The organism is Pseudacidobacterium ailaaui (assembly GCF_000688455.1).
Lineage (GTDB): Bacteria > Acidobacteriota > Terriglobia > Terriglobales > Acidobacteriaceae > Pseudacidobacterium > Pseudacidobacterium ailaaui.
On sequence record NZ_JIAL01000001.1, the window covers coordinates 848,469 to 869,775 of the forward strand.

At 57.2% G+C, this 21,307-nt stretch carries 18 protein-coding genes; 13 read left to right on the top strand and 5 right to left on the bottom strand.

The window, feature by feature from the left end; translation table 11 throughout:
* Nucleotides 1–41: 41 nt before the first annotated feature.
* The 3 genes from N655_RS0103860 to dcd all read right to left on the bottom strand — a co-directional run bounded on the left by N655_RS0103860 (nt 42) and on the right by dcd (nt 2,288).
* Nucleotides 42–728, bottom strand: a complete 687-nt coding sequence (locus N655_RS0103860; protein ID WP_026441930.1) for a lipid-binding SYLF domain-containing protein — start codon at nt 726–728, stop codon at nt 42–44.
* Between the two features lie 338 nt (nt 729–1,066).
* The gene (locus tag N655_RS0103865; RefSeq protein WP_026441931.1) at nt 1,067–1,729 is read right to left on the bottom strand and encodes a LuxR C-terminal-related transcriptional regulator; all 663 of its coding nucleotides are present in this window, start codon (nt 1,727–1,729) and stop codon (nt 1,067–1,069) included.
* Between the two features lie 4 nt (nt 1,730–1,733).
* Nucleotides 1,734–2,288 carry a dCTP deaminase gene (gene dcd / locus N655_RS0103870; protein ID WP_026441932.1) on the bottom strand — a complete coding sequence of 185 codons (555 nt, stop codon included), beginning with the start codon at nt 2,286–2,288 and terminating at the stop codon, nt 1,734–1,736.
* 155 nt (nt 2,289–2,443) lie between these two features.
* Here dcd and N655_RS0103875 point away from each other — a divergent pair, with 155 nt between their 5' ends.
* On the top strand, nt 2,444–2,713 hold the full coding sequence (locus tag N655_RS0103875) for an HU family DNA-binding protein (protein ID WP_026441933.1): 270 nt from the start codon (nt 2,444–2,446) through the stop codon (nt 2,711–2,713).
* A gap of 117 nt (nt 2,714–2,830) precedes the next feature.
* Complete coding sequence (gene pruA / locus N655_RS0103880) at nt 2,831–4,426, top strand: L-glutamate gamma-semialdehyde dehydrogenase (protein WP_026441934.1); 1,596 nt, start codon at nt 2,831–2,833, stop codon at nt 4,424–4,426.
* 81 nt (nt 4,427–4,507) lie between these two features.
* On the opposite strand, the gene N655_RS0103885 is transcribed toward pruA, so the two are convergent.
* Nucleotides 4,508–5,170, bottom strand: coding sequence for a response regulator transcription factor (locus tag N655_RS0103885; RefSeq protein WP_026441935.1), 663 nt, complete (start codon nt 5,168–5,170; stop codon nt 4,508–4,510).
* 525 nt (nt 5,171–5,695) lie between these two features.
* Here N655_RS0103885 and N655_RS0103890 point away from each other — a divergent pair.
* The 11 genes from N655_RS0103890 to N655_RS0103940 all read left to right on the top strand — a co-directional run bounded on the left by N655_RS0103890 (nt 5,696) and on the right by N655_RS0103940 (nt 18,616).
* A complete protein-coding gene (locus tag N655_RS0103890; RefSeq protein WP_026441936.1) occupies nt 5,696–7,348 on the top strand; it encodes an NAD(P)/FAD-dependent oxidoreductase in 1,653 nt (550 codons plus the stop codon).
* 7 nt (nt 7,349–7,355) lie between these two features.
* The gene (locus tag N655_RS0103895; protein ID WP_026441937.1) at nt 7,356–8,804 is read left to right on the top strand and encodes an ATP-binding protein; all 1,449 of its coding nucleotides are present in this window, start codon (nt 7,356–7,358) and stop codon (nt 8,802–8,804) included.
* Nucleotides 8,805–8,875: 71 nt separating this feature from the next.
* Nucleotides 8,876–9,670, top strand: a complete 795-nt coding sequence (gene trpC / locus N655_RS0103900) for an indole-3-glycerol phosphate synthase TrpC (protein WP_155987503.1) — start codon at nt 8,876–8,878, stop codon at nt 9,668–9,670.
* 4 nt (nt 9,671–9,674) lie between these two features.
* The gene (locus N655_RS0103905; protein ID WP_026441939.1) at nt 9,675–10,337 is read left to right on the top strand and encodes a phosphoribosylanthranilate isomerase; all 663 of its coding nucleotides are present in this window, start codon (nt 9,675–9,677) and stop codon (nt 10,335–10,337) included.
* A gap of 22 nt (nt 10,338–10,359) precedes the next feature.
* On the top strand, nt 10,360–11,574 hold the full coding sequence (gene trpB / locus N655_RS0103910; protein WP_026441940.1) for a tryptophan synthase subunit beta: 1,215 nt from the start codon (nt 10,360–10,362) through the stop codon (nt 11,572–11,574).
* Between the two features lie 10 nt (nt 11,575–11,584).
* On the top strand, nt 11,585–12,364 hold the full coding sequence (gene trpA, locus N655_RS0103915) for a tryptophan synthase subunit alpha (RefSeq protein WP_026441941.1): 780 nt from the start codon (nt 11,585–11,587) through the stop codon (nt 12,362–12,364).
* An 80-nt stretch (nt 12,365–12,444) separates the two neighbouring features.
* A complete protein-coding gene (locus N655_RS17170) occupies nt 12,445–12,756 on the top strand; it encodes a chorismate mutase (RefSeq protein WP_044933934.1) in 312 nt (103 codons plus the stop codon).
* On the top strand, nt 12,753–13,772 hold the full coding sequence (gene aroF / locus N655_RS0103925; RefSeq protein ID WP_026441942.1) for a 3-deoxy-7-phosphoheptulonate synthase: 1,020 nt from the start codon (nt 12,753–12,755) through the stop codon (nt 13,770–13,772). The genes N655_RS17170 and aroF overlap by 4 nt, the downstream gene beginning before the upstream one ends.
* Nucleotides 13,772–14,680, top strand: coding sequence for a prephenate dehydrogenase (locus N655_RS0103930; protein WP_026441943.1), 909 nt, complete (start codon nt 13,772–13,774; stop codon nt 14,678–14,680). The genes aroF and N655_RS0103930 overlap by 1 nt, the downstream gene beginning before the upstream one ends.
* Before the next feature lie 132 nt (nt 14,681–14,812).
* The gene (locus N655_RS0103935) at nt 14,813–16,624 is read left to right on the top strand and encodes a glycoside hydrolase family 2 protein (RefSeq protein ID WP_026441944.1); all 1,812 of its coding nucleotides are present in this window, start codon (nt 14,813–14,815) and stop codon (nt 16,622–16,624) included.
* 84 nt (nt 16,625–16,708) lie between these two features.
* Nucleotides 16,709–18,616, top strand: a complete 1,908-nt coding sequence (locus tag N655_RS0103940) for a CocE/NonD family hydrolase (RefSeq protein ID WP_026441945.1) — start codon at nt 16,709–16,711, stop codon at nt 18,614–18,616.
* A gap of 6 nt (nt 18,617–18,622) precedes the next feature.
* Here the strand turns inward: N655_RS0103940 and N655_RS0103945 are convergent, their stop codons facing one another.
* Nucleotides 18,623–21,307, bottom strand: coding sequence for a glycosyl hydrolase (locus N655_RS0103945; protein WP_026441946.1), 2,685 nt, complete (start codon nt 21,305–21,307; stop codon nt 18,623–18,625).

The window sequence follows — 21,307 nt, forward strand, 5'->3', positions numbered from 1 at the left end:
CTCAGGCCCGCCCATTTCTTAGCAAAATCGTTGCCACAGAATTACTGGTTCTGTGCTGCATGGAAGTACTTCGCCACCGTGCGCAAAAACGGCTTGGAATCTGGCGGAGGAAGCACGTTCCCCTTCAGGATTTCCTCAAAGGTGTGGGGCGCACCGTAAAGGGCCGTCGTGTCATCCATGTTCTGGCTGACCGTGGTCCCATCCAGGTCAATCCCGGCAAACAGACCTTTACTGCGGGAGTAGGTCAAAAGCTCAGCATTCAGCTTCCAGTCCGTCGAAGCCTGCGCATTGCGGCCCACCGGTCCGGCTGAAGCCGCAGCGTCGCCGCCAATCTTAAATTTGTTCTTCAGCAGGTCCTGCATCCCTTTCTGGTTTACGGCCACCAGGACCAGGTCTGTTCCCTGACCACCAATCTGGAATCCGAAAGATCCACCTGCCATGCGGATGAAGACAGGCCCGCTCCAGCCATGTCCTGTACGGCAGGTCACAACGCCCTGTCCATACTGTCCGCCAACAATGAACGCAGCCTTCTTCAGGCTGGGCACCACGGCAATGCACGTCGCCTGCTTGACGATGCTGTCTGGAATGCCTTTATCTGGGGTCTGCATAATCTGCTCAATGACGGTCCTGGAATTTTCCAACCGCTCATCCAGGGTCGCCTTGTCACTAGCAGCAAGCGCTGGGATGGAAATTCCCGCAACGCATAACAGTGTTAAAAACTTTTTCATTTCTTTCGTTCTCCCTATTCTGCTGATTTCACTGATCTCAATTGTCGCTGGAAACGGGGGCATCACCGCAACGCCGACCGTCGGCACTTGTATGACACATGTTAAGCCGACTTGGTTGCTAAGGATTAAGGAGAATCCTCACCGAAAGCAAAAGAGGACCCTCTCGTTTCGAATCCTCTTGTCAAAATACCAAACAAAAAAAGGGGGGCTGAACTAGCCAGCCCCGTTCCCCAGATCTGCGTTGTTGCTGATTACGTTTGTAAGGCAAAAGTAGTTACCTCGCAAGATACCAGAGGTCTGCTGACCTTTGTGCCAGGTATTTACTGGAAAGATACTAGTTAGAAATTCCGCACAGGGGGAACAAGGGCATTTTTTGCAGCATGGACGGACAGGGCCGTACGATTGCCCACACCGGCCTTTTTCATCATACGGCCGATATAAGACTTTACGGTGCGCACTTCAATACCAAGTGCCTGCGCAATCTCGCGGTTGGACCGCGCAGATACCAGCAACTGCAGAACATCCAGCTCCCGCTGCGTAAATTGTGGAGCAAAGCGCGGATTCAGCGATCCGTGGGCCAGCATACGGTCCACCATCAGAGACAAAGTGTGCCGAGGGGCCCAGATCGACCCTCCCGCCACGATCTCAATCGCCTGCTTTACCTCTTCCGGAGTGGCTGTGTCGGTCAGATACCCCTTGGCCCCGGCAGAAATGGCCCCGATGATCGTCTCATCATCTCCGTCCGTACTCATGACAACGATCCTCATCTGCGGCTGCTGGGTACGGAGACGGTGGATGACCGGCAGCACGTCCTCGGGATACATCAGGCTGATGACCGCGACATCCAGGGACTGCAGCTGCTCCAGGCGGTCCAGGTCTGCTTCCACCAGATCGGCCCCGCGAATCTCCTCAAGAATGCTTCGCAAGCCAGCTCGGCGAATCGGCTCAACCGCATATAAGCCGATGCGAAGATTCTTTCCGTATTGGACCCGGTCTTCCATTCACCTACAATTTTGGCAGCACGATCCCCTGCTGTCTCTGGTATTTTCCCTTCCGGTCGGCATAACTGATCTCGCAGATCTCGTCTGACTGGAAAAACAAGATCTGGCAAAGCCCTTCATTTGCATACACCCGGGCTGGCAGCGGCGTCGTGTTGGATATTTCCAGCGTGACGAAACCTTCCCACTCCGGCTCAAAGGGTGTCACATTCACGATAATTCCACATCGCGCATAGGTGGATTTCCCGACACAAATGGTCAACACGTCGCGGGGAATCTTAAAATACTCGACCGAGCGCGCCAATGCAAACGAATTCGGGGGAATAATGACGGAATCCGCCTGCACGGTCACAAAGGACCGCTCATCAAAGTTCTTAGGATCTATAATAGCGGAATTTACGTTGGTGAAGATTTTAAATTCATCGGACACCCGCAAATCGTACCCGTAGGACGACAATCCATAGGAAACCACCCCCTCCTTCACCTGTTTTTCGCTGAAGGGATGGATCATTCCGTGCCTGGTCGCCATTTCGCGGATCCAGCGGTCGCTTTTGATGGACATGAAATTCCTGCCTTTTTCTATTGTGTACCAGATAATTTGCCTGAAATCTGCATCTTATGTGACAATCGGCGCGTTGACAATGCCCGGAAAGCTTTCTACCATCCACAGTAGTCGGGCAGTTGGTTGAAGATTCCTGCGGTCGAAGGAGAAACGCCTTGATAAAACAAGACATTATCCATCACGTGATTGAGCGGACCGGACTGCCTCGCAATAAGGCCGAGGCGGCAGTGGACAAGGTGTTTGACAGCCTGAAAAAAGCGCTTGCCGCCGGAGACCGCATCGAGCTGCGCGGCTTCGGCGTCTTTACCGTGCGCCCCCGCAAAACGGGAATCGGACGCAATCCCCGCACCGGGGCCGAGGTCACCATCACGCCCGGTAAGGCCGTGCGTTTTAAACCAGGCAAAGAGCTCCATCTGACCGACTGACTCGCTTTCCTATTTCCGCAGTTTCCTTGCTATGCGGGAAAGGTATTCGCTCACGCCGGTACCATGTTCCCGTCAGGCGCCTTCTGCCTTGCTGGCAATGCGCTAAACTATCTGGTTATGGCCACCGCCGAAATTTCCACTGTCATCCTTCCGCGCTCGCCCCAGGGTGAGTTCCGCAATGAGCCTTTTACCGATTTCACAGACCGGGAGAACGTCCATGCCCTCAAGGAGGCCCTGGTCTACGTGGGTGACCGGTTGGGCCATGAGTATGACCTCATCATTGGCGGCGAACGCCTGAAAACTTCCGGGAAGATTGAATCGCGTAATCCTGCCCGGCCCAGCCAGATCGTAGGCATCCATCAGAAGGCCGGCGCCGAACACGCGGAACTGGCCATGCAGGCCGCACTCAAAGCATTTGAGCGCTGGCGCTTTGTCTCTGCCGAAGAGCGCGCCTCCTTGCTGTTGCACGCAGCTGAAATCATCCGCAAGCGCAAATTCGAGTTCTGTGCCTGGCTGATTTACGAAGTAGGCAAAAACTGGGCCGAGGCAGACGCCGACGTGGGTGAGACGATTGACTTCCTGGAATTTTATGCACGTGAGGCCCTGCGTCTGGCCAAAGCCAGCACACCAATTCAATACCCTGGGGAACGCAATGAGCTCCTTTATATCCCCCTTGGAGTCGGCGCGGTGATTCCTCCCTGGAATTTCCCCTTCGCCATTATGGCTGGCATGACGTCGGCAGCCATTGTGGCCGGAAACACCGTGGTCCTGAAGCCTTCCAGCGATTCTCCTACCATTGCGGAACGGTTTGTGGATGTTCTGGAGGAAGCTGGAATGCCCGCAGGAGTGGTGAATTTCTGCCCTGGCTCCGGAGCGACCTTTGGAAATGCCATCGTCGAACACCCGAAGACGCGCTTCATCGCCTTCACCGGCTCGAAGGAAGTTGGACTCGATATCCACGAGCGCGCGGCCAGGCACCGTCCCGGCCAGATCTGGATCAAGCGGACCATCCTCGAAATGGGCGGCAAGGACTCCATCATCGTAAGCTCCGACGCCGACCTGGACGCGGCGGTCGAGGGGGTAGTGGCTTCTGCCTTTGGGTTCAGTGGGCAGAAATGCTCCGCCTGCTCCCGCGCCATCGTAGAAGAGCCTCTTTATGATGTGTTTGTAGACCGCATCCGGGAGCGGGTGGCCCGACTGACCGTGGGCGATCCGGTACAGAATCCAAACATGGGCCCCGTGGTCAATGCCGCCGCCATGAAGTCCATCCTTGAATACATTGAAATTGGCAAACGCGAGGGGCGTCTGATTGCCGGCGGGAATACCATCCAGACCCCGGAACAGGGATACTTCCTCGAACCCACTGTTTTTGCTGATGTAGCACCCGATGCGCGCATCGCGCAGGAAGAAATCTTCGGCCCGGTCATGGCCATCATCCAGGCCAGGGACTATGACCATGCGCTCGAAATCGCCAACAATACGGAGTATGGTCTTACCGGGGCCGTCTATAGCAATGACCGCGAAAAGCTGAACAAGGCACGATTGCTCTTCCACGTGGGAAATCTTTACTTCAATCGGAAGTGCACGGGGGCCATGGTCGGCGCGCATCCATTTGGCGGCTTTAATATGTCGGGCACGGACTCCAAGGCAGGGGGCCCCGACTATCTGTATCTGTTTACCCAGGCAAAATCTGTAGCAGAAAAACTCCGTTAGCCCACTTTTCAACCGGCATCTCAATGGAGCTTGCTCAAACCTTGAAATCAAGATCCAGAGAGATGCCGGCTGATGCCGCTCTCAATACATTTGGGCCATCATTTCATTTCCGACCGCTTCTGCCGCCTCGGCCAGCATTTTGTGGTGGATGATAAAGAGGGCCAGCTCCAGACGGTCTGAAACACCTGTCTTGTCGTAGATGCTCCGCAGATAGTTTTTGATGACCTGCTCGCTTGTTCCCAGTCTGAGGGCAATCTCTTTGTTTTTGCAGCCCTGCACGATGAGGGCAACGATCTTCATCTCCTTGGGGGTCAAACGGTCCCGAACACGCGCCCCGACCTCATCCTCATTCTGATGCCGCACCATCACATCGAGCGCATGCTGTAAATATGCTTCTCCGGTGGCCACTTTTCGGACACACTCCATGAGGACCGAACCGCTGACCGAACGGTAAAGGATGCCCTGTACCCCCTGTTCCAACCAAGGGCGCGGTGATTCCTGCACCTCAAGGACCACGATGGTACGGCAGCCTGAGCGCTGACAGCGGTCCATCAGTTGTGGCACGTCTAACTTCAAAGTAGAAGTGAAAATGAGCACTGAGTTACGAAAGGCATCCAGCGCATGATAGAGGCGTTCAGCGTCCTGGCACTGGGCGATGATGCGGAAATCATCCTCCATGGCCAGGATTTTTGCAGTGCCGGCGCGAAAGACCGCCTGATTGTCAGCAAGAATGATCTTAAACATAGCGAGCGTGCTTTTCCCCCGATAACCGCTCTGCGGTTTTTATCATTACCGCAGGTTAAAGACAAATTGTATGCAACGCTGAATACCTTTCAGGTCGCATCCGCAAGACAGATCAAACACTTCCATTGGCATCCCGAAATTGCTGCATGGAGGAGCAAATCCCAGATGCCGAACTTACTAAAGTACAGATTGATGTCTGGTAAGTGAACATAGGTTACGCAAAAATCCTGTTTTGGGAAAGAGTTTTCCATAGTTATTTCATAGTCTCTTTCGTTATCTGGATTTTCTTTGATTTTTCTATATTTCTACCTATCTTCCTGAAGGTTAGGACTTACTTTTGCTAGACGGAGAATATAGGGTAACTCTGATTATCGTAAATAAGTAATCTATAGTGATTACTTATGTTCAATTTTTATGGTTACTTCATGCCATGGTGCTCCCGGGCTGCCACCCTTTTTTTCTTCCGGAGGCCCCGCTCCTGCTGCACTTGGGAATTCTTCGTCGCTCCCCTTACACTGGTAGCGCATGGCAAAGCCAGTCATTCTCGCGGTCGATGATGACATCAGTGTGCTGGAAGCTGTAGTCCAGGACCTGCGGCGGCAGTACGCAGCGCAGTACCGTATCCTGCGTGCGGGCTCCGGGCAGGCTGCTTTGGACACCTGCACCCAGTTAAAGCAGCGGGGAGACGCGGTGGCGCTCTTTCTTTCCGACCAACGCATGCCCGGAATGAGCGGCGTGGAGTTTCTCGAAAAAGCGCAGGCCATTTACCCCGATGCCAGACGTGCCCTGCTCACCGCCTATGCGGACACTGAGGCGGCCATCAAAGCCATCAATACGGCAAAAATTAACTACTACCTCACCAAGCCCTGGGACCCTCCGGAGGAGAAGCTTTATCCGGTCCTGGATGATCTGCTGGAAAACTGGAGCGCGGGCTATAAGCCTCCCTTTGAAGGGCTGCGCGTGGTAGGTCCGCGCTGGTCGGCGCGAGACCACGAAGTGCGTGACTTCCTCTCCCGCAACCAGGTCCCGTATGTCTGGCTGGACCCCGAACAGCACGACGAAGCCGTCCGGCTGCTGGAGCAGTATCAGATTGGGGACGGGCGTCTGCCCGCGGTGCTGTTTCCGGATGGATCTTCGCTGGTCCAGCCGACCCGTACCGAGCTGGCGGCCCGGGTGGGCCTCAGGACCCAGGCCGAAAAGGACTTCTATGACGTGGCGATCATCGGTGCTGGCCCTGCCGGGCTGGCCGCCGCTGTCTACGCCGCTTCTGAGGGGCTGAGGGCCATCGTGATCGAACCCGATGCTCCAGGAGGGCAGGCGGGCAGCAGTTCCCGGATTGAAAACTATCTTGGTTTTCCGTCCGGACTCAGCGGGGCGGACCTGGCGCGGCGCGCTTATGCCCAGGCCTCGCGGTTTGGCGCGGAATTTCTGACGCAAAGCGCTACTGCGATCCGCACCCAGGCCCCCTACCATTTCGTGCAATTGGCCGATGGGCGCGAGATTTCCTGCCACATTGTTCTGGTCGCCACCGGCGTGGCCTACCGGAAACTGAATATCCCTGGGATCGAAAAATTCACCGGGGCCGGGGTCTATTACGGGGCCGCCCTGGCGGAGGCCCTCTCCTGCCGGGACGAAGAGATATACATCGTAGGCGGGGCGAACTCGGCCGGACAGGCCGCCGTGCATTTCGCACGGTATGCCCGCAAGGTGACGATGCTGGTACGGGCAGACTCGCTCGAAAAGAGCATGTCAAAATATTTAATCAATCAGATCACTGGCACATCCAATATTGAGGTACTGACCGGCGCTGAGGTGCAGGAAGTTGCGGGGGACGGTCGTCTGGAGTGCCTGAAGGTACGCAACCGGCATGGAGAAATGGTCTGCCCGGCAAGCGCCCTGTTTATCTTTATTGGCGCTGAGCCGAAGACAGAATGGCTGCCGGAAAATGTGATGCGGGACCCACGGGGTTTTGTGCTTTCAGGCAATGAGCTGAGGATCGAGGGCAAAATGCCAAGAATCTGGAAGGAAGACCGTCCGCCGTTTCTGCTGGAAACCAGCACTCCGGGGATCTTTGTGGCCGGAGACGTCCGTCACGGGTCCGTCAAGCGGGTGGCCTCTGCCGTTGGAGAAGGCTCTATTTCGGTGCAGTTTATGCACCAGTACCTTGCACGTTTTTAGGATTTCGATGTCAGAACCGATGGCCATCGCCCACGTCAGGAAGGTCGCAGTGCAGGAGCTCTATCCTGAACTGAAAAAAATCCCCACCTTTTCCCAAACCTCCCACCACGACCTGGCTTGTCTCGGTGATTTAGAAATCCTGGAGGTCCCTGCTGATGTCCCGATTCTCCATCCCGGAGATAGTCCGGATTATTTCTGGATGGTGCTCAGGGGCGGGGTACGGGTCTATAAGACAGAAAAAGACGGCTCGACGATCTTCGTCACCGCGGCCAAAGAGGGCGACACTTTTGGCGAAGTCCCCATTCTGGCTGGGACCTCGCGTGTGCATGTCACCGTAGAATCCACGGCGGACTGCACGCTGGCCCGGGTGCCACAGGAGAGGTTCTGGCGATTGATGGCCACTTGCCCTACGGTGCGGAACATCATCCTTAAGAACATGTCCCGCCGTTTGGAAGCGCATACGGCCCTGACCTTGCACCGGGAAAAGCTCATCTCTCTGGGCACTCTGGCGGCGGGGTTAATGCATGAGCTGAACAATCCCGGGACCGCCGCCAAACGCGCAGCCTCGCAGCTTAGGGACAACATGACCCGGCTTCAGGAAATCAGTCTGCGGATGACCCGCACTCGGCTCAGTGAGGAACAGATCCTGTGCTTGCATCAATTGCTGGCTGAGGCCTTCGCGGCGCAAAAAAAGCCCCAGGCCATGAGTTCTCTGGATGAGGCCGATGCCCAGGAGGCGCTGGCCGAATGGCTGGAAGGCATCGGCGTTACGAATGCCTGGAAACTTGCGCCTACCCTGGTGGCCGCAGGATGGACCCAGCAGGACATCGAATGCACCCATCATGCATTTCCTCCTGAGATCCTTTCCGACGCATTGAACTGGCTTGAAGCCGTCATTTCCAACATCCAACTCGTAGGCACCATCGAAGAAAGCATCACCCGGGTCACGGATCTGGTCATGGCGGTCAAAAAATACGCCTACGAAGACAAAAACAAAGAGCACAAGCTGGACATTCACGACACACTCCGCAGCACGCTTACCATCCTCGGCCACAAATTCCGCCATAAACAGATAGCCATCGAAAAGCAGTTCTCGCCTGATGTGCCCGTCCTGACGACCTGTGGGACCGGAATCAGCCAAGTCTGGACAAACCTGCTAGACAATGCCATTGATGCCTCGCCGGAGGGCGGAAAAATCACCATTCGGACCTGGACAGAGGGCAAGTGGGTCTGTGTTGGGATCGCAGACCGGGGACCCGGCATTCCTCCGGAACACCGCGACAAGGTCTTTGAGCCTTTCTTCACAACAAAGCCTGTGGGTGTGGGCACCGGGCTAGGACTGGACATCGCTCATCGTGTAGTGACCGGACACTACAATGGCCAGATTGGCTTTACGACGGAGGCGGGAAAAACAGAGTTTATCGTCAAGCTGCCGATAGAAAAAGCCGCCTTGTAGCCGCCTTGCCGCCAGTCCCCAGAAGCCAGAACGTTATACTGGACTTATTCCGTTTCCCATTGAGAACCTCTGTGCATCTGGAACGCATTCTGGCCAAGACCCGCGAAACAGTCGCTGTAAGCAAACAGCGCGTTCCCATGCGCGAATTGGAAAGGCTCGCTGCCCTGCACACTCCGCGGGGCTTTGCGACGGCACTGTGCATGCGCGCCAAGGCGGGCCCGGCAATCATCGCCGAGCTGAAGAAGGCCTCGCCCTCGAAAGGGCTGATCCGGCCTGCATTGGATGTTCGTTTGCTCGCTTCGGAGCTGGAACAGGCAGGCGCTGCGGCACTCTCCGTTCTGACCGACGAACCATTCTTTCAGGGAAGCCTTGAAAATCTTGAGATGGCTTCGGCTGCGGTCTCCATTCCCTGCCTGCGCAAGGACTTCGTGGTGGATGAGTACCAGATCATTGAGGCACGTGCGCATAAGGCTGATGCAATTCTGCTGATCGTGGCTGCGCTGACGGACCCAGAATTGCGCAGTCTGCATGAGGCAGCGCGGCGCTGTGGACTTGATGTGCTATGCGAGGTGCATACTGCGGAAGAGCTGGAGCGGGCGCAGGACCTGGGCTGCGCGGCTTTTGGCGTAAACAATCGCAACCTGAAGTCATTTGACGTACGCCTGGAGACCTCGCTGGAGCTGGCCGACAGACTGCCCATGGGAGCAGTGCATGTAGCCGAGAGCGGCATCGATACGGCGGACGATATTCAGCGGCTCAGGACGGCTGGATATCACGCATTTCTAGTAGGCGAATCGCTGATGCGCCACCCCTCACCTGGAGCGGCATTGGCCCGGCTTTTGCAGCCTGTTCCGGAGCAGGTGTAGCTCCATGTGGATCAAAATCTGCGCCAACACGAACCTGGAAGATGCGCTGCTCGCGGCTGAAGCCGGAGCGGATGCGGTCGGCTTTGTGTTCGCGGAGAGTCCGCGGCGGGTCACGGCAAAACAGGTCAGCGCGATCACGCAACACCTTCCTTCAGCGCTTGAAAAACTTGGCGTTTTTGTAGATTCCAGCTTTGAGGAAATTGCGCAGACGGTCACAGAATGCGGGCTGACCGGTGTGCAATTGCATACTTCTCGCGATCCGCGTCTGGTGGAAAAACTCAGCGCCCACTTTGGTTCGGGACTGACCATTCTGCGCGTGATCCATTACTCGCAGGCCTTCGAAGAGCAATTAAAAGCGGTGCAGGCCGACGCCGGCCTTTCCGGCGTTCTGGTGGATTCCCGCACGGCCACAGCGGTGGGCGGAACTGGCCTCTGCTTTGACTGGAATGCGGCGCGGCGCGGGTTTGTTGCCGCGGCCCCGCGGCTGAAGTTGATTGCTGCCGGAGGACTGCATCCGGCAAACGTTGCCGAGGCGATCCAGACGCTGGAGCCGTGGGGGGTGGATGTGGCCAGCGGAGTAGAGTCTGCTCCGGGAAAGAAGGACCCGGCGCTGGTGCGGGCCTTTGTCAGCGCGGCCCGGGCAGCGGCGGCGGCCAGCATGGCGTAATCTGGTAAGACACGAGGAAATTGTGAGCACGACGCAACTCATTCAGTCTGCAAGCGCAGGCCGCTTTGGCCCCTACGGAGGCCGCTATGTCCCGGAAACGCTGATGGCTGCTCTGGAGGAACTGGAGCATGCCTATGCGCGGGCGCAGGCCGATCCCGCCTTCCATGCCGAGCTGGACTCGCTGCTGCGCGATTATGCCGGACGCCCCACGCCGCTCTCTTATGCTTCGCGCCTGACCGAACAGCTGGGCGGAGCCAAGATTTATCTCAAGCGTGAGGACCTTCTGCACACCGGCGCGCACAAAATCAACAACTGCCTGGGACAGGTCCTGCTGGCCAGACGCATGGGCAAAAAGCGCATCATCGCCGAAACCGGCGCGGGGCAGCACGGCGTAGCAACCGCCACCGTTTGCGCCCTGCTGGGGCTGGAATGCGTTGTGTATATGGGCGAGGAAGACATGCAGCGGCAGGAGCTGAATGTCTACCGGATGCGGCTGCTTGGCGCGGAAGTGCGCGGCGTCAGCTCTGGCTCGCGCACGCTGAAGGACGCCATCAATGAAGCCATGCGCGACTGGGTGACGAATGTCCGCACGACGCATTATCTGCTGGGAAGCGTACTCGGAGCACATCCGTATCCCATGATGGTGCGTGATTTTCACCGCGTCATCAGCAAAGAGGCGCGGCAGCAGATCCTCGAAAAGGAAGAACGCCTGCCCAGTGCCGTCATCGCTTGCGTGGGCGGTGGCTCGAATGCCATCGGAGCGTTCTACGAATTTATTCCCGACAAGGAAGTGCGCCTGATCGGCGTGGAAGCCGGCGGACGCGGCACCAAGCTCGGCGAACATGCCGCACGTTTTCGCGGCGGATCGCCGGGAGTCTTGCAGGGCACCTATTCCTATGTTCTTCAGGACGAGGCCGGGCAGATTGCCCTGACTCAATCTGTTTCCGCCGGACTCGACTACGCTTCCATCGGCCCCGAACACGCTATGCTGCATGATATGGGACGGGCCGAATACACCTCTGCATCCGATGAAGCAGCGCTGAAGGCAACCGTCACTTTGGCGCGCACGGAAGGCATTCTTCCAGCGCTGGAAAGTGCCCATGCGGTCGCAGAATGCATTCGGCTTGCGCCCACACTCTCCCGGCATGAAATACTGTTAGTCAACATCTCAGGACGCGGCGACAAAGACATGGGTATCCTTTCGCGCGAACTGAAGTTGAAAGGCGCCACGGAGTAAGACTGGATCCATGCCGATTTGCTTCAACCACAAACCAGGACTGGTCGCATATCTCACGGCCGGGGACCCTGACCTGGCAACGACCCGCAAGATCGCGCTGGCCGCCATTGATTCGGGCGCGGAGGTGCTTGAGCTGGGTGTTCCCTTCAGCGACCCGCTTGCGGACGGCCCTGTGATTCAACGTGCCAGCGAGCGCGCCCTGCGCAATGGAACCAAGCTCGCAGACGTCCTTACTCTGGCCGCAGAAATTCGCCGCGAGCGTCCTCAGGCAGGACTCGTCCTCTTCTCTTACTACAATCCCGTGCTGCGCTTTGGCCTCGAACGGTTCTGCGCGACGGCCGAACAGGCCGGCGTCGATGGCGTGCTCATCACGGACATGATTGTCGAAGAGGCCGACGAGTATCTACGGCACCTGCGCGCACATCATCTTGCCCCAATCTTCCTGGCCGCACCTACCAGTCCTGATGAACGACTGGAAAGAATCGCCAAGGCTTCCCAGGGATTTGTCTACGCCATCTCGCGCACAGGCATTACCGGGACGCAGCAGCAACTTGCCTCCGACGCCGAACAGCTTGTGAAACGTCTGCGCAGATTTACCGACTTGCCCATTGCGGTTGGTTTTGGCATCTCAAATGCGGACCACGTCGCCGCAGTGAGTGAATTTGCAGATGCAGCGGTGGTCGGCAGCGCACTGGTGGCCCTCATTGAGAAGTCCACGCGCGAGGAAGCGCCCAGCTCCATCGCGCGATTTATCAAGGGTCTGCGCCAACCTGTGGCGCTGGCCCGTTAATTCCGCGCAAAGTTTTTTCAAGGCAAGCTGGATTTTCCGGCGCAGGCAGATTGCCATACGCTCGGTAAGGAAAGGCATACATGGACATTGCAGACTGGCGCAAGAAGATTGATGAGATTGACCGTCAGATTGTGGCGCTGCTCAGCCAGCGCGCCGAAGCGGCCAAGGCCATCGGCAAGCTGAAACAGGCCACCAGCCTGCCCGTGTATGAGCCGAACCGCGAGCGCATCATCTTCGACAATGTTCGCGCAGCCAATCAAGGACCTCTGCCCGACATCGAGCTGGTGCACATTTACGAACGCATCATTGACGTGATGCGTGCCTTGCAGCAGGACGAGCTGGCCTCACAAAGATCCGCATCATCGGCAGGGGAGACAGGAAAGAAACCATGATTGTTGCCATGCAGGAACAGGCGACTGAAGAGCAGATCCAGCACGTCACCGAGCGCATGATGGAGCTTGGCTTCAAAGTCCATCGCACTACCGGAGCGGTACAGACAATCCTGGCCGGGGTCGGGACTCCGACGGCCTTTGACGTAAAAGATTTTCAGGTGATGGATGGCGTGGCCGAAGCCTACCGCATTACCTCACCCTACAAGCTGGCCGGCCGCGGCTTTCGTCCGGAAGGGACCGTCATCCGGTTCAAAAACGGCGTCACCATCGGCAACTCTGAGGCCGTCGTGATGGCCGGTCCCTGCTCGGTGGAAAACCGCGAGCAGATCTTCACCGCAGCAGAGCAGGTAAAGGCCGCAGGCGCAAAGTTTCTCCGCGGAGGCGCATTCAAACCACGCAGTTCGCCATACTCCTTCCAGGGACTCGGACTGGAAGGCCTGAAGCTGCTGCGTGAAGTGGGCGAGACCACCGGGCTGCTCATCATCAGCGAAGTCATGGAGATTTCGCAGATCGAGCTGATGATGCCTTATGTGGATGTCTTCCAGGTAGGCGCGCGAAACATGCAGAATTTCAACCTGCTGCGCGAGTTAGGACAGGTACGCAAACCGGTCCTGCTCAAACGCGGCATCGCTGCTACCATGGAAGAACTGCTGCTTTCTGCTGAATACATCCTCTCCGGCGGGAATTACGAAGTCATGCTCTGTGAGCGCGGCATCCGCACCTTTGAGACATACACACGGAACACAATGGACATCTCGGCCATTCCAGTCCTGAAAAAGCTCTCGCACCTGCCTGTGCTGGGCGACCCCTCGCATGGTGTGGGTCTTCGCGACAAAGTACCCGCCATGGCGCGGGCGGCCATTGCCGCTGGTGCCGACGGCCTGCTGATTGAGGTCCACCCCAACCCGGAGAAGGCCGTTTCCGACGGCGCACAAACCCTCTTCCCCGAACAATTCGCGAAGCTCATGCAGGAGCTTCGCCTCATCGCAACTGCAATTGGGAGAAGCATCGCATAATGGCCATCGAGCGCATTGCCATTCTGGGAACAGGGCTCATCGGCGGCTCGGTAGGGATGGCTTTGCGCCAGAATGGCTTCACCGGTCCCATCCTCGGGTGGGACCGCGAGGTCGTGCAGGCCGCCATTGCGCTGGCCCGGGAAACCATCACGGAAATTGCAGGCGATCCGATCACCGCCGCGCAGCAGAGCGATGTCGTCCTGCTGAGTGGTCCGGTCTTCAGCATTCTGGAATGGCTGGAGAAGCTGGCCCCTGTTCTGCGTCCGGACCAGCTTGTGACCGACGTAGGCAGCGTAAAGGGCATTCTCTGTGAGCGCGCGGCGGGCCTTTACAACCAGCCCGGCAGGCCCGGGTTCCTCCCCGGGCACCCCATGGCTGGAAAAGAGGTCAGCGGGGCAGCCAACGCTGATGGCAGCATCTTTCACGGGGCCGTCTGGCTTTTTACCGAAGGCGCAGACGGTGCGGAAATGTCCGCAGAAGCGCGCGAGCGAGCAAACGCATGGCGGGAATGGACGCACCGCTTTGGCTGCCGCACCATTGATCTCGACCCCAAACGTCACGACGAACTCTGCGCCTGGGTCAGCCACCTGCCGCAGTTTGTTTCCACCGCGCTGAGCGCACTGCTTGAAGACAAATTCCGCGACGACGAAGACCTGCGCGCCATTGGCGGACGCGCCCTCCGTGAAATGACGCGCCTCGGGGCCAGCCCTTATTCCATGTGGCGCGACATCGCACACACCAATGAAGAAGCAGTAGCAGCAAGCCTTTACGCTCTAGAGCAGCGCCTCACGCACCTGCGCGAAAACCTGAAGACGCCGGAGCTGCGCAAAGAGTTCGACCTTGCCAACCGGTTTCGCCTGGGCAGACCTCATAAGCCCGCGAAGACAGAAAAACGGCCCAACCAATAACAGCGGGCCATCGCCGTGCCGATCACAGGAAGAAACGGTACGCTGCTGGCCGCGCCCGACAACAGAACTCCGGAGGCAGCTCTGCTCCCCAGCACAGGCTGAACCTTCTGCTTTGTGAGTAAAATGGACGCCATGCGGAAACATGGTCTGACCACTGCCCTATTCTGTTTTTGCTTTTTCGCCCTCGCTCCCTTGTGCGCCCAGCAGCCCACCACGTTATTAGTGGATGTGGACCATCGCCAGCAGACCAGCCTGGATGGACCCTGGCACTTTATCGTGGACCCCTACAACCAGGGATGGGGAAACAATCCGGAAAAGCCCAGCCTGAATGGGTATGCAAAAAACGCCCATTTTGTTCCCGGTGACGGCCTGTTGGAATACGACTTTGCTCTCTCGCCCACCCTTCAGGTGCCCGGTGACTGGAACTCACAAAGACCCGACCTCTTCTTCTATGAAGGGCTGCTCTGGTATGAGAAGGACTTTCAATACCAGCCCAGGCCGCAGACGCACGTCTTTTTGCATTTTGGTGCGGTGAATTACGCCGCCCATGTCTTTGTGAATGACACCTATGTCTGCCAGCACGAGGGCGGCTTCACGCCCTTCGATTGCGAAGTAACCAATGTACTCAGACCAGAGAACAACTTTGTCGTTGTCGCAGCGGACAATCGGCGCGAGCTCGCCCGCGTTCCCGGCATCAAAACTGACTGGTGGAACTATGGAGGCATCACCCGCGAAGTCTCCCTTGTGGAAGTGCCGGAAAGTTTTGTGGATGACTACTCGCTCCAGTTGAAACGAGGCACGGAAAACCAGTTGGAAGGTCATGTGCACCTTGTTGGGGCCAATGCAGGCGAGAAGGTCACACTGCGCATTCCCGAGCTGAACATGGAAAAGACCGCAGAGACCGACGCCTCCGGAAATGCGGCATTTTCCTTCACGGCCACAGGACTCAGGCTCTGGTCGCCGGAAGACCCAAAGTTGTACCAGATTGAAATCCATGCCGGTCCTGACACGCTTCGGGACGAGGTCGGCTTCCGCACCATCGAGGTCAAGGGTGAACAAGTGCTACTCAACGGGAAGCCCGTCTTTCTGCGGGGCGTCTGCATCCATGCGGAGGCGCCGTACCGCTCAGGCCGCGCATGGTCCAGACAGGATGCGGAGACGCTGCTGGGATGGGCCCATGAGCTTCACGCCAATTTTGTGCGGCTGGCGCATTATCCGCATGATGAGACCATGACGCGCACGGCAGACCGGATGGGCATCATGGTCTGGTCGGAAATTCCCGTGTACTGGGGCAATGACTGGACCAATCCTCACACCTTTGATGTTGCTGCACAGCAGCTTCATGAGATGATCCGACGCGACCACAACAAGGCATCCGTCATCCTGTGGTCCATGTCCAATGAGACGCCCATCAGCCCTGAGCGCACAGCGTTTATCGCAAGGCTGGCATCGCTTGCCCGTCAGCAGGACCCCTCGCGCCTGATTACCTCCGCGGTTGTCACGCATTTTCAGGGACAGAAGGCCGTGCTGAATGATCCTCTGGGACAGTATCTCGACGTACTTGGATACAACGAATACATCGGATGGTACAACGGCAAACCGAACGACGCTCCCGACTATGTTTGGGAAGATCCGCTGCACAAGCCGCTGATCATCAGCGAATTCGGGGGCGGCGCCAAGGCCGGGCTCCACAAGGACGCGGACTATCGCTTTAGCGAGGAATATCAGGCAAATCTGTATCATCAGCAGTTCCAGATGTTCAAAAACATTCCCTTCCTCGCAGGCATCACGCCGTGGGTGCTCATGGACTTCCGTTCGCCCATGCGGCAGCTTCCGGGCATTCAGGACTACTACAACCGCAAGGGCCTGGTTTCCGACAAAGGAGAAAAGAAGAAGGCATTCTTTGTCCTTGAAGACTACTACCAGCATCTGCAACAGAAATGATGGTACATCCCTCAGTGCGGAAACCGTGAAAAGCGTGGCCTTTTCCCGGTTTCTGCTTTAGACTGTCCCTTCGCTGAGGTCTCCATGAAAACCAGAAAATCCCTTTGCCTTTGTCTTTTTCTTTGCACGCTCTTTTCCGCCCTCGCGCAGGACAGGCCCTCTGCGCCTGAACAGGACTACGTCAAAGCGCATTACACCAAGTATGAATACCGCATCCCAATGCGCGATGGAGTGCGGTTGTTTACCTCAGTCTATGTACCGAAGGACACCTCGCAAAGCTACCCGTTTCTGATTGACCGCACTCCCTACAGCGTCGCCCCTTATGGCCCGGACCAATACAAAAAATCGCTCGGACCATCTGATGAGTTTGAGAAGGCAGGCTACATCTTCGTCTATCAGGACGTGCGCGGACGCTACATGTCTGAGGGTAAGTTCGTTGAGATGCGGCCACACATCGACAACAAAAGGTCCTCAAAAGACGTAGACGACAGCACGGACATGTATGACACGCTGGAGTTCCTGCTGAAAAATGTTCCTAATAACAACGGTAAGGCCGGAATCTGGGGCATCTCCTATCCTGGCTTTTATACCTCGGCCAGCATGATTGATTCGCATCCGGCACTCAAAGCCGCCTCGCCGCAGGCCCCGATGACCAATCTTTTTATGGGGGATGACGCGTATCATGGTGGCGCATTTATGCTGGATGCCAATTTTGGCTTCTACACATTTTTCAAGCCCTTTGAGGAGCCTTCCGTTCCTCAACCTTCTGTGCCATTCGAGATGGGCACACCCAATGCGTATGAGTTTTATCTGAATGCGGGGCCAACCGCAAATCTCGACAAGAAGTATCTAAAAGGCGGAAACTGGCTCTTTGCCGACCAGTTGTATCATACGACCTACGATGATTACTGGAAGGCACGCGACCTTTCCCAGCACATGAAGAATGTAAAGTGCGCTGTGCTCGTGGTCGGTGGATGGTTCGACGCCGAAGACCTCTCCGGCCCCTTCCGGACCTACGATGCCGTCAGCAAATTCAATCCTGAGACGCCGACCACCCTGGTTGAAGGCCCTTGGGTGCATGGCGGATGGGCGCGCAACAATGGAGACCATCTGGGCGATGTACAGTTCAACTCCAACACATCCGAGTATTTCCGGAAAAACATTCAGTTTCCCTTCTTTGAGTACTATCTCAAAGGCAAAGGAACTCCTGTCGCAAAAGTCTATGCCTTTCAGACGGGCACCAATGTCTGGCGCACCCTCGACCAATGGCCTCCCGCGCAGGCAAAGCCGAAAATGCTCTATTTCCATGCAGATGGAAAGCTCTCTTTCGATCCTCCCTCTGCCAGCGAAGGTCAGGATGAGTACGTAAGCGATCCGGTGCATCCCGTACCCTTTGTCGGCTATGTGACCGACACTGTACCGCAGCGCTATATGGTGGACGACCAGCGCTTTGCCGCGACCCGCCCCGATGTTCTGGTTTACCAGACCGGTCCGCTTGCAGAAGACCTCACCATTGCCGGCCCCATCTCACCCCGACTGAAGGTCGCCAGCACCGGCACGGACTCTGACTTTGTGGTCAAGCTGATTGATGTATATCCGGATGACTATCCCGATCCGGACGATCAGAGCAAAGCGGGCAAGCGCGTCATTGATACGCCAGCCGTCCGGATGGGCGGATATCAGCAGCTCCTGCGCGGCGAGCCCATGCGCGCCAAATTCCGTAATAGCTGGGAAAAACCCGCCCCCCTCACCCCGGGCAAGATGGAAGAGGTGGACTTTACCATGCCGGACCTCTATCACACCTTCCGTCGCGGACATCGCATCATGGTACAGGTGCAGAGCTCGTGGTTCCCGCTGGTCGACCGCAACCCGCAGACCTTTACCGATATTCCCAATGCCAAACCGGAAGACTTCAGGAAAGCCACGGAAACGGTCTTTCATCAAGCCGGTGCCGCTTCTGGAGTTGAAGTGCTGGTGATGCCGCAGCCTTAAGCGGCATCACTTTCCGTGCTCACTGCGTGGTTGAAGGGCCTCCTCCGGCACCAGCAGGATTTTGCCGAGGATGCCTGAGGGCAGTGCTTCCAGATGGTCCATGTCCTGCGGGATGAATTTCTGTCCGTAGCGCAGATTCAGCAACCGGTAATCCGGGCGCGCCTGCCCAGCCAATGCGTTGATGGCAGTGTTGGCCACTTCGATCTCGATGTGGTTTTTTCCTGCTCGCAAAAACGGCGTAACGTCCAGACGGTACGGCGGCGCCCAGAGGGAGCAGACCTTCTGCCCATTGATGCTGATGATGGCCGTCTCCCGGATGGGGCCCTCCAGAAGTGCATGAGTGCCTGGCTTGCGTGGATCGCCTGGCGGCAGCGTCTTTCCCTCACCGAAATCGAGAAAGAGATGTCGTTTCCCTTGGAGCAACGTTGCCGGAACCTCAAAGTCGCGGCTGTAACTTGCTGTTCCTGAGTAGTAGCGCGTCCGCTCTTCCTCCGTCCACGATGCCAGATTTTTCATCGTTTCTGTGTCGTGGGTCCTGTTGAAGGAAACCAGCCAGTTGCGGCCGAGGTCGATCTGCTCTCCAGCAACAGGCTGACCTCGCCATGGTGATGGCAATGGCCCTGTGGTCTTCTGGAAGATAAAGACGCGCGACTCATACGGAGCAAGTGTGATCTTCGTTTCGTGCGCGTCCGCGCGATATCGCACCCCTGAGAGAGCGTCCCATTCCTCGGCAGCTTGCCATGGTGTACGGAAATGCGCTGTTGTTGTCACGCTGTGGTTGCCGGTGTTGACCACGAAGTAGAGGTCTGCATCAGACAATTTGCGATGGAGAAAGCCAATCTCTGGAGCAGGTGTGTCAAGCCGCATGTCCGGCTGAAGAAATTTACCAATCTGTGTGCCTGTCGCGGCCTCAGAGATCGCACCCTGAGGAAAAAGCCTCTGCGAGATGGCAGCGATCTGTGGCGAATCCGAGGCAAACGCAAGCAGTCCTGGTGCGTGCTCCGGCAGCCTGCCTACGGCAATCACTCGGCCGCCGTGCTGCGCATAGGCTTCAATCCTGCGATAGACCGCGAGCGGAATACGGTCCACCTGGGGCAGGACCAATATCGGATAGGGGACGCCGAGTTTCTCGATTGCAGCATCGTCTATGTAGTCCAGGTTGTAACCTGCGTCCAGAATGCTGGCCGTCAAGCCAGGCGTCACATATCTGCGCATCGCATCGGCCAGGTCTACATGACCGGGAGTAAAGCCTGCCTGGGCATCATCCGTGGGCAGATACACAGCGACATCATTTGCCGGACTGCCCTGCCGCAGCAGAAAAGACACGCGCTGAAGATACCGCGTGATCTCCGGCATCACTGGCCACCATGGGTTATGGTCATTGAAAACGGCCGCTGCATAAAAGGCGTATCCCGGTTCGCCCGCATAGGACGGAGAGTACGCCCACCCATGACCGACAAACTGGTTGATTCCTTCCAGAAAGAAAAGGTCGGCTTCGGCCTTCATGTCCAGCGGAACCGCGCGGAAAGCGGGCGAGTGCAGCCATGTCCAGGCTTCGGCCGAGGTAACTGGCCGTCCGTACAGATGGCTGGCCGAGGTGGCCCATCGTGTATAGGAAAATGCTCGCCACTGTGGCCCTTCGCCTTCGGGCAAATCTACCAGTGCATTGCTCGACAAAGTGACCGCGGGCGCTCCATAGGTCTGCGAGCGGAAGAGCGTATGGTGCTCATGTGCCCAGGCCGTAATGGGCTCAAGATAATTTTCCTCAATCAACTCACACAGGGTCTGGCCCCAGTCGTGACGCACACTCTTTGCCGTTTCATCCTGGCCGAAATAGAGTTCCGGAAGATACGGCGTCAGATCGTAGCCCCGCCGCTTCCTGAACTGCTCCAGAAAATCTGGCGTCCAGTCTGACCCGTACACTTCAAGGCTGTCGCTGAAAACGGAATAGGGTGGCTGCTCGCGGAACGCCGTCATCAGGCGGTCGCCGACCGCGTGCAGGTGGTGCTCAACGGCTGCACGATCAAAGTGGTCGAGCACGAACCCTTCGGCCCCCACTGCGGGGCGTTTGACCTGCTGGCCAGTCCGGCTGGAGATGAAAAAGAACACCTCCCGGTCTGTATTTTCTGGCGCTATCGTCAATCGAAGGCCCTGGTCAGGCAACGCAAGCTGCGTGGTTCCGACAAATGCAGCGATGAGCTTTTCCCCATTTTCAAGACTGGGCAAAGGCACTTGGTCCTGCCCTGCGGGCAGCGGCATTTTCACCATTCGCAGATGTCCGGCGGCCTCCGTAATGGGAATGTGCGGGCCCCCATAGGGCCATCCGCTGCCGAGCGTAATGCTGACGCGCATCCCAAGCTGGCGCGCTGTCTCATTGGCAAAGCGCACATGCTCCAGAAACTCCTCGGAGAGATACGGACCGTTTTTGATGTTTTTTGCCGGGTCATCGAGCGCCAGCGCGTACACGGGTTGAATTTCCACTCCGCCGATGCCGGCGGCACTCATCACGCGCAGTTCCCGTTCGATCTCACTGTTTTCCACCGCAGGACCAAACCACCACCAACGCATCATCACCCGCGCATCTGCGGGGGGATGCAGAAACTGCTGATAGAGTGACTGGGCCTTCGCAGGCAAGGACAAAGACAAGACAAGGACAGACAGCACAAAAAAATGCCACCGAACACGGCTCAT

Bases quoted from the DNA above. Each gene is read 5' to 3' on its own strand.
- N655_RS0103860 (WP_026441930.1), bottom strand. From the start codon at position 728: ATGAAAAAGTTTTTAACACTGTTATGCGTTGCGGGAATTTCCATCCCA.
- N655_RS0103865 (WP_026441931.1), bottom strand. From the start codon at position 1,729: ATGGAAGACCGGGTCCAATACGGAAAGAATCTTCGCATCGGCTTATAT.
- dcd (WP_026441932.1), bottom strand. From the start codon at position 2,288: ATGTCCATCAAAAGCGACCGCTGGATCCGCGAAATGGCGACCAGGCAC.
- pruA (WP_026441934.1), top strand. From the start codon at position 2,831: ATGGCCACCGCCGAAATTTCCACTGTCATCCTTCCGCGCTCGCCCCAG.
- N655_RS0103885 (WP_026441935.1), bottom strand. From the start codon at position 5,170: ATGTTTAAGATCATTCTTGCTGACAATCAGGCGGTCTTTCGCGCCGGC.
- N655_RS0103890 (WP_026441936.1), top strand. From the start codon at position 5,696: ATGGCAAAGCCAGTCATTCTCGCGGTCGATGATGACATCAGTGTGCTG.
- N655_RS0103895 (WP_026441937.1), top strand. From the start codon at position 7,356: ATGTCAGAACCGATGGCCATCGCCCACGTCAGGAAGGTCGCAGTGCAG.
- N655_RS0103905 (WP_026441939.1), top strand. From the start codon at position 9,675: ATGTGGATCAAAATCTGCGCCAACACGAACCTGGAAGATGCGCTGCTC.
- trpA (WP_026441941.1), top strand. From the start codon at position 11,585: ATGCCGATTTGCTTCAACCACAAACCAGGACTGGTCGCATATCTCACG.
- N655_RS17170 (WP_044933934.1), top strand. From the start codon at position 12,445: ATGGACATTGCAGACTGGCGCAAGAAGATTGATGAGATTGACCGTCAG.
- aroF (WP_026441942.1), top strand. From the start codon at position 12,753: ATGATTGTTGCCATGCAGGAACAGGCGACTGAAGAGCAGATCCAGCAC.
- N655_RS0103930 (WP_026441943.1), top strand. From the start codon at position 13,772: ATGGCCATCGAGCGCATTGCCATTCTGGGAACAGGGCTCATCGGCGGC.
- N655_RS0103935 (WP_026441944.1), top strand. From the start codon at position 14,813: ATGCGGAAACATGGTCTGACCACTGCCCTATTCTGTTTTTGCTTTTTC.
- N655_RS0103940 (WP_026441945.1), top strand. From the start codon at position 16,709: ATGAAAACCAGAAAATCCCTTTGCCTTTGTCTTTTTCTTTGCACGCTC.
- N655_RS0103945 (WP_026441946.1), bottom strand. From the start codon at position 21,307: ATGAGCCGTGTTCGGTGGCATTTTTTTGTGCTGTCTGTCCTTGTCTTG.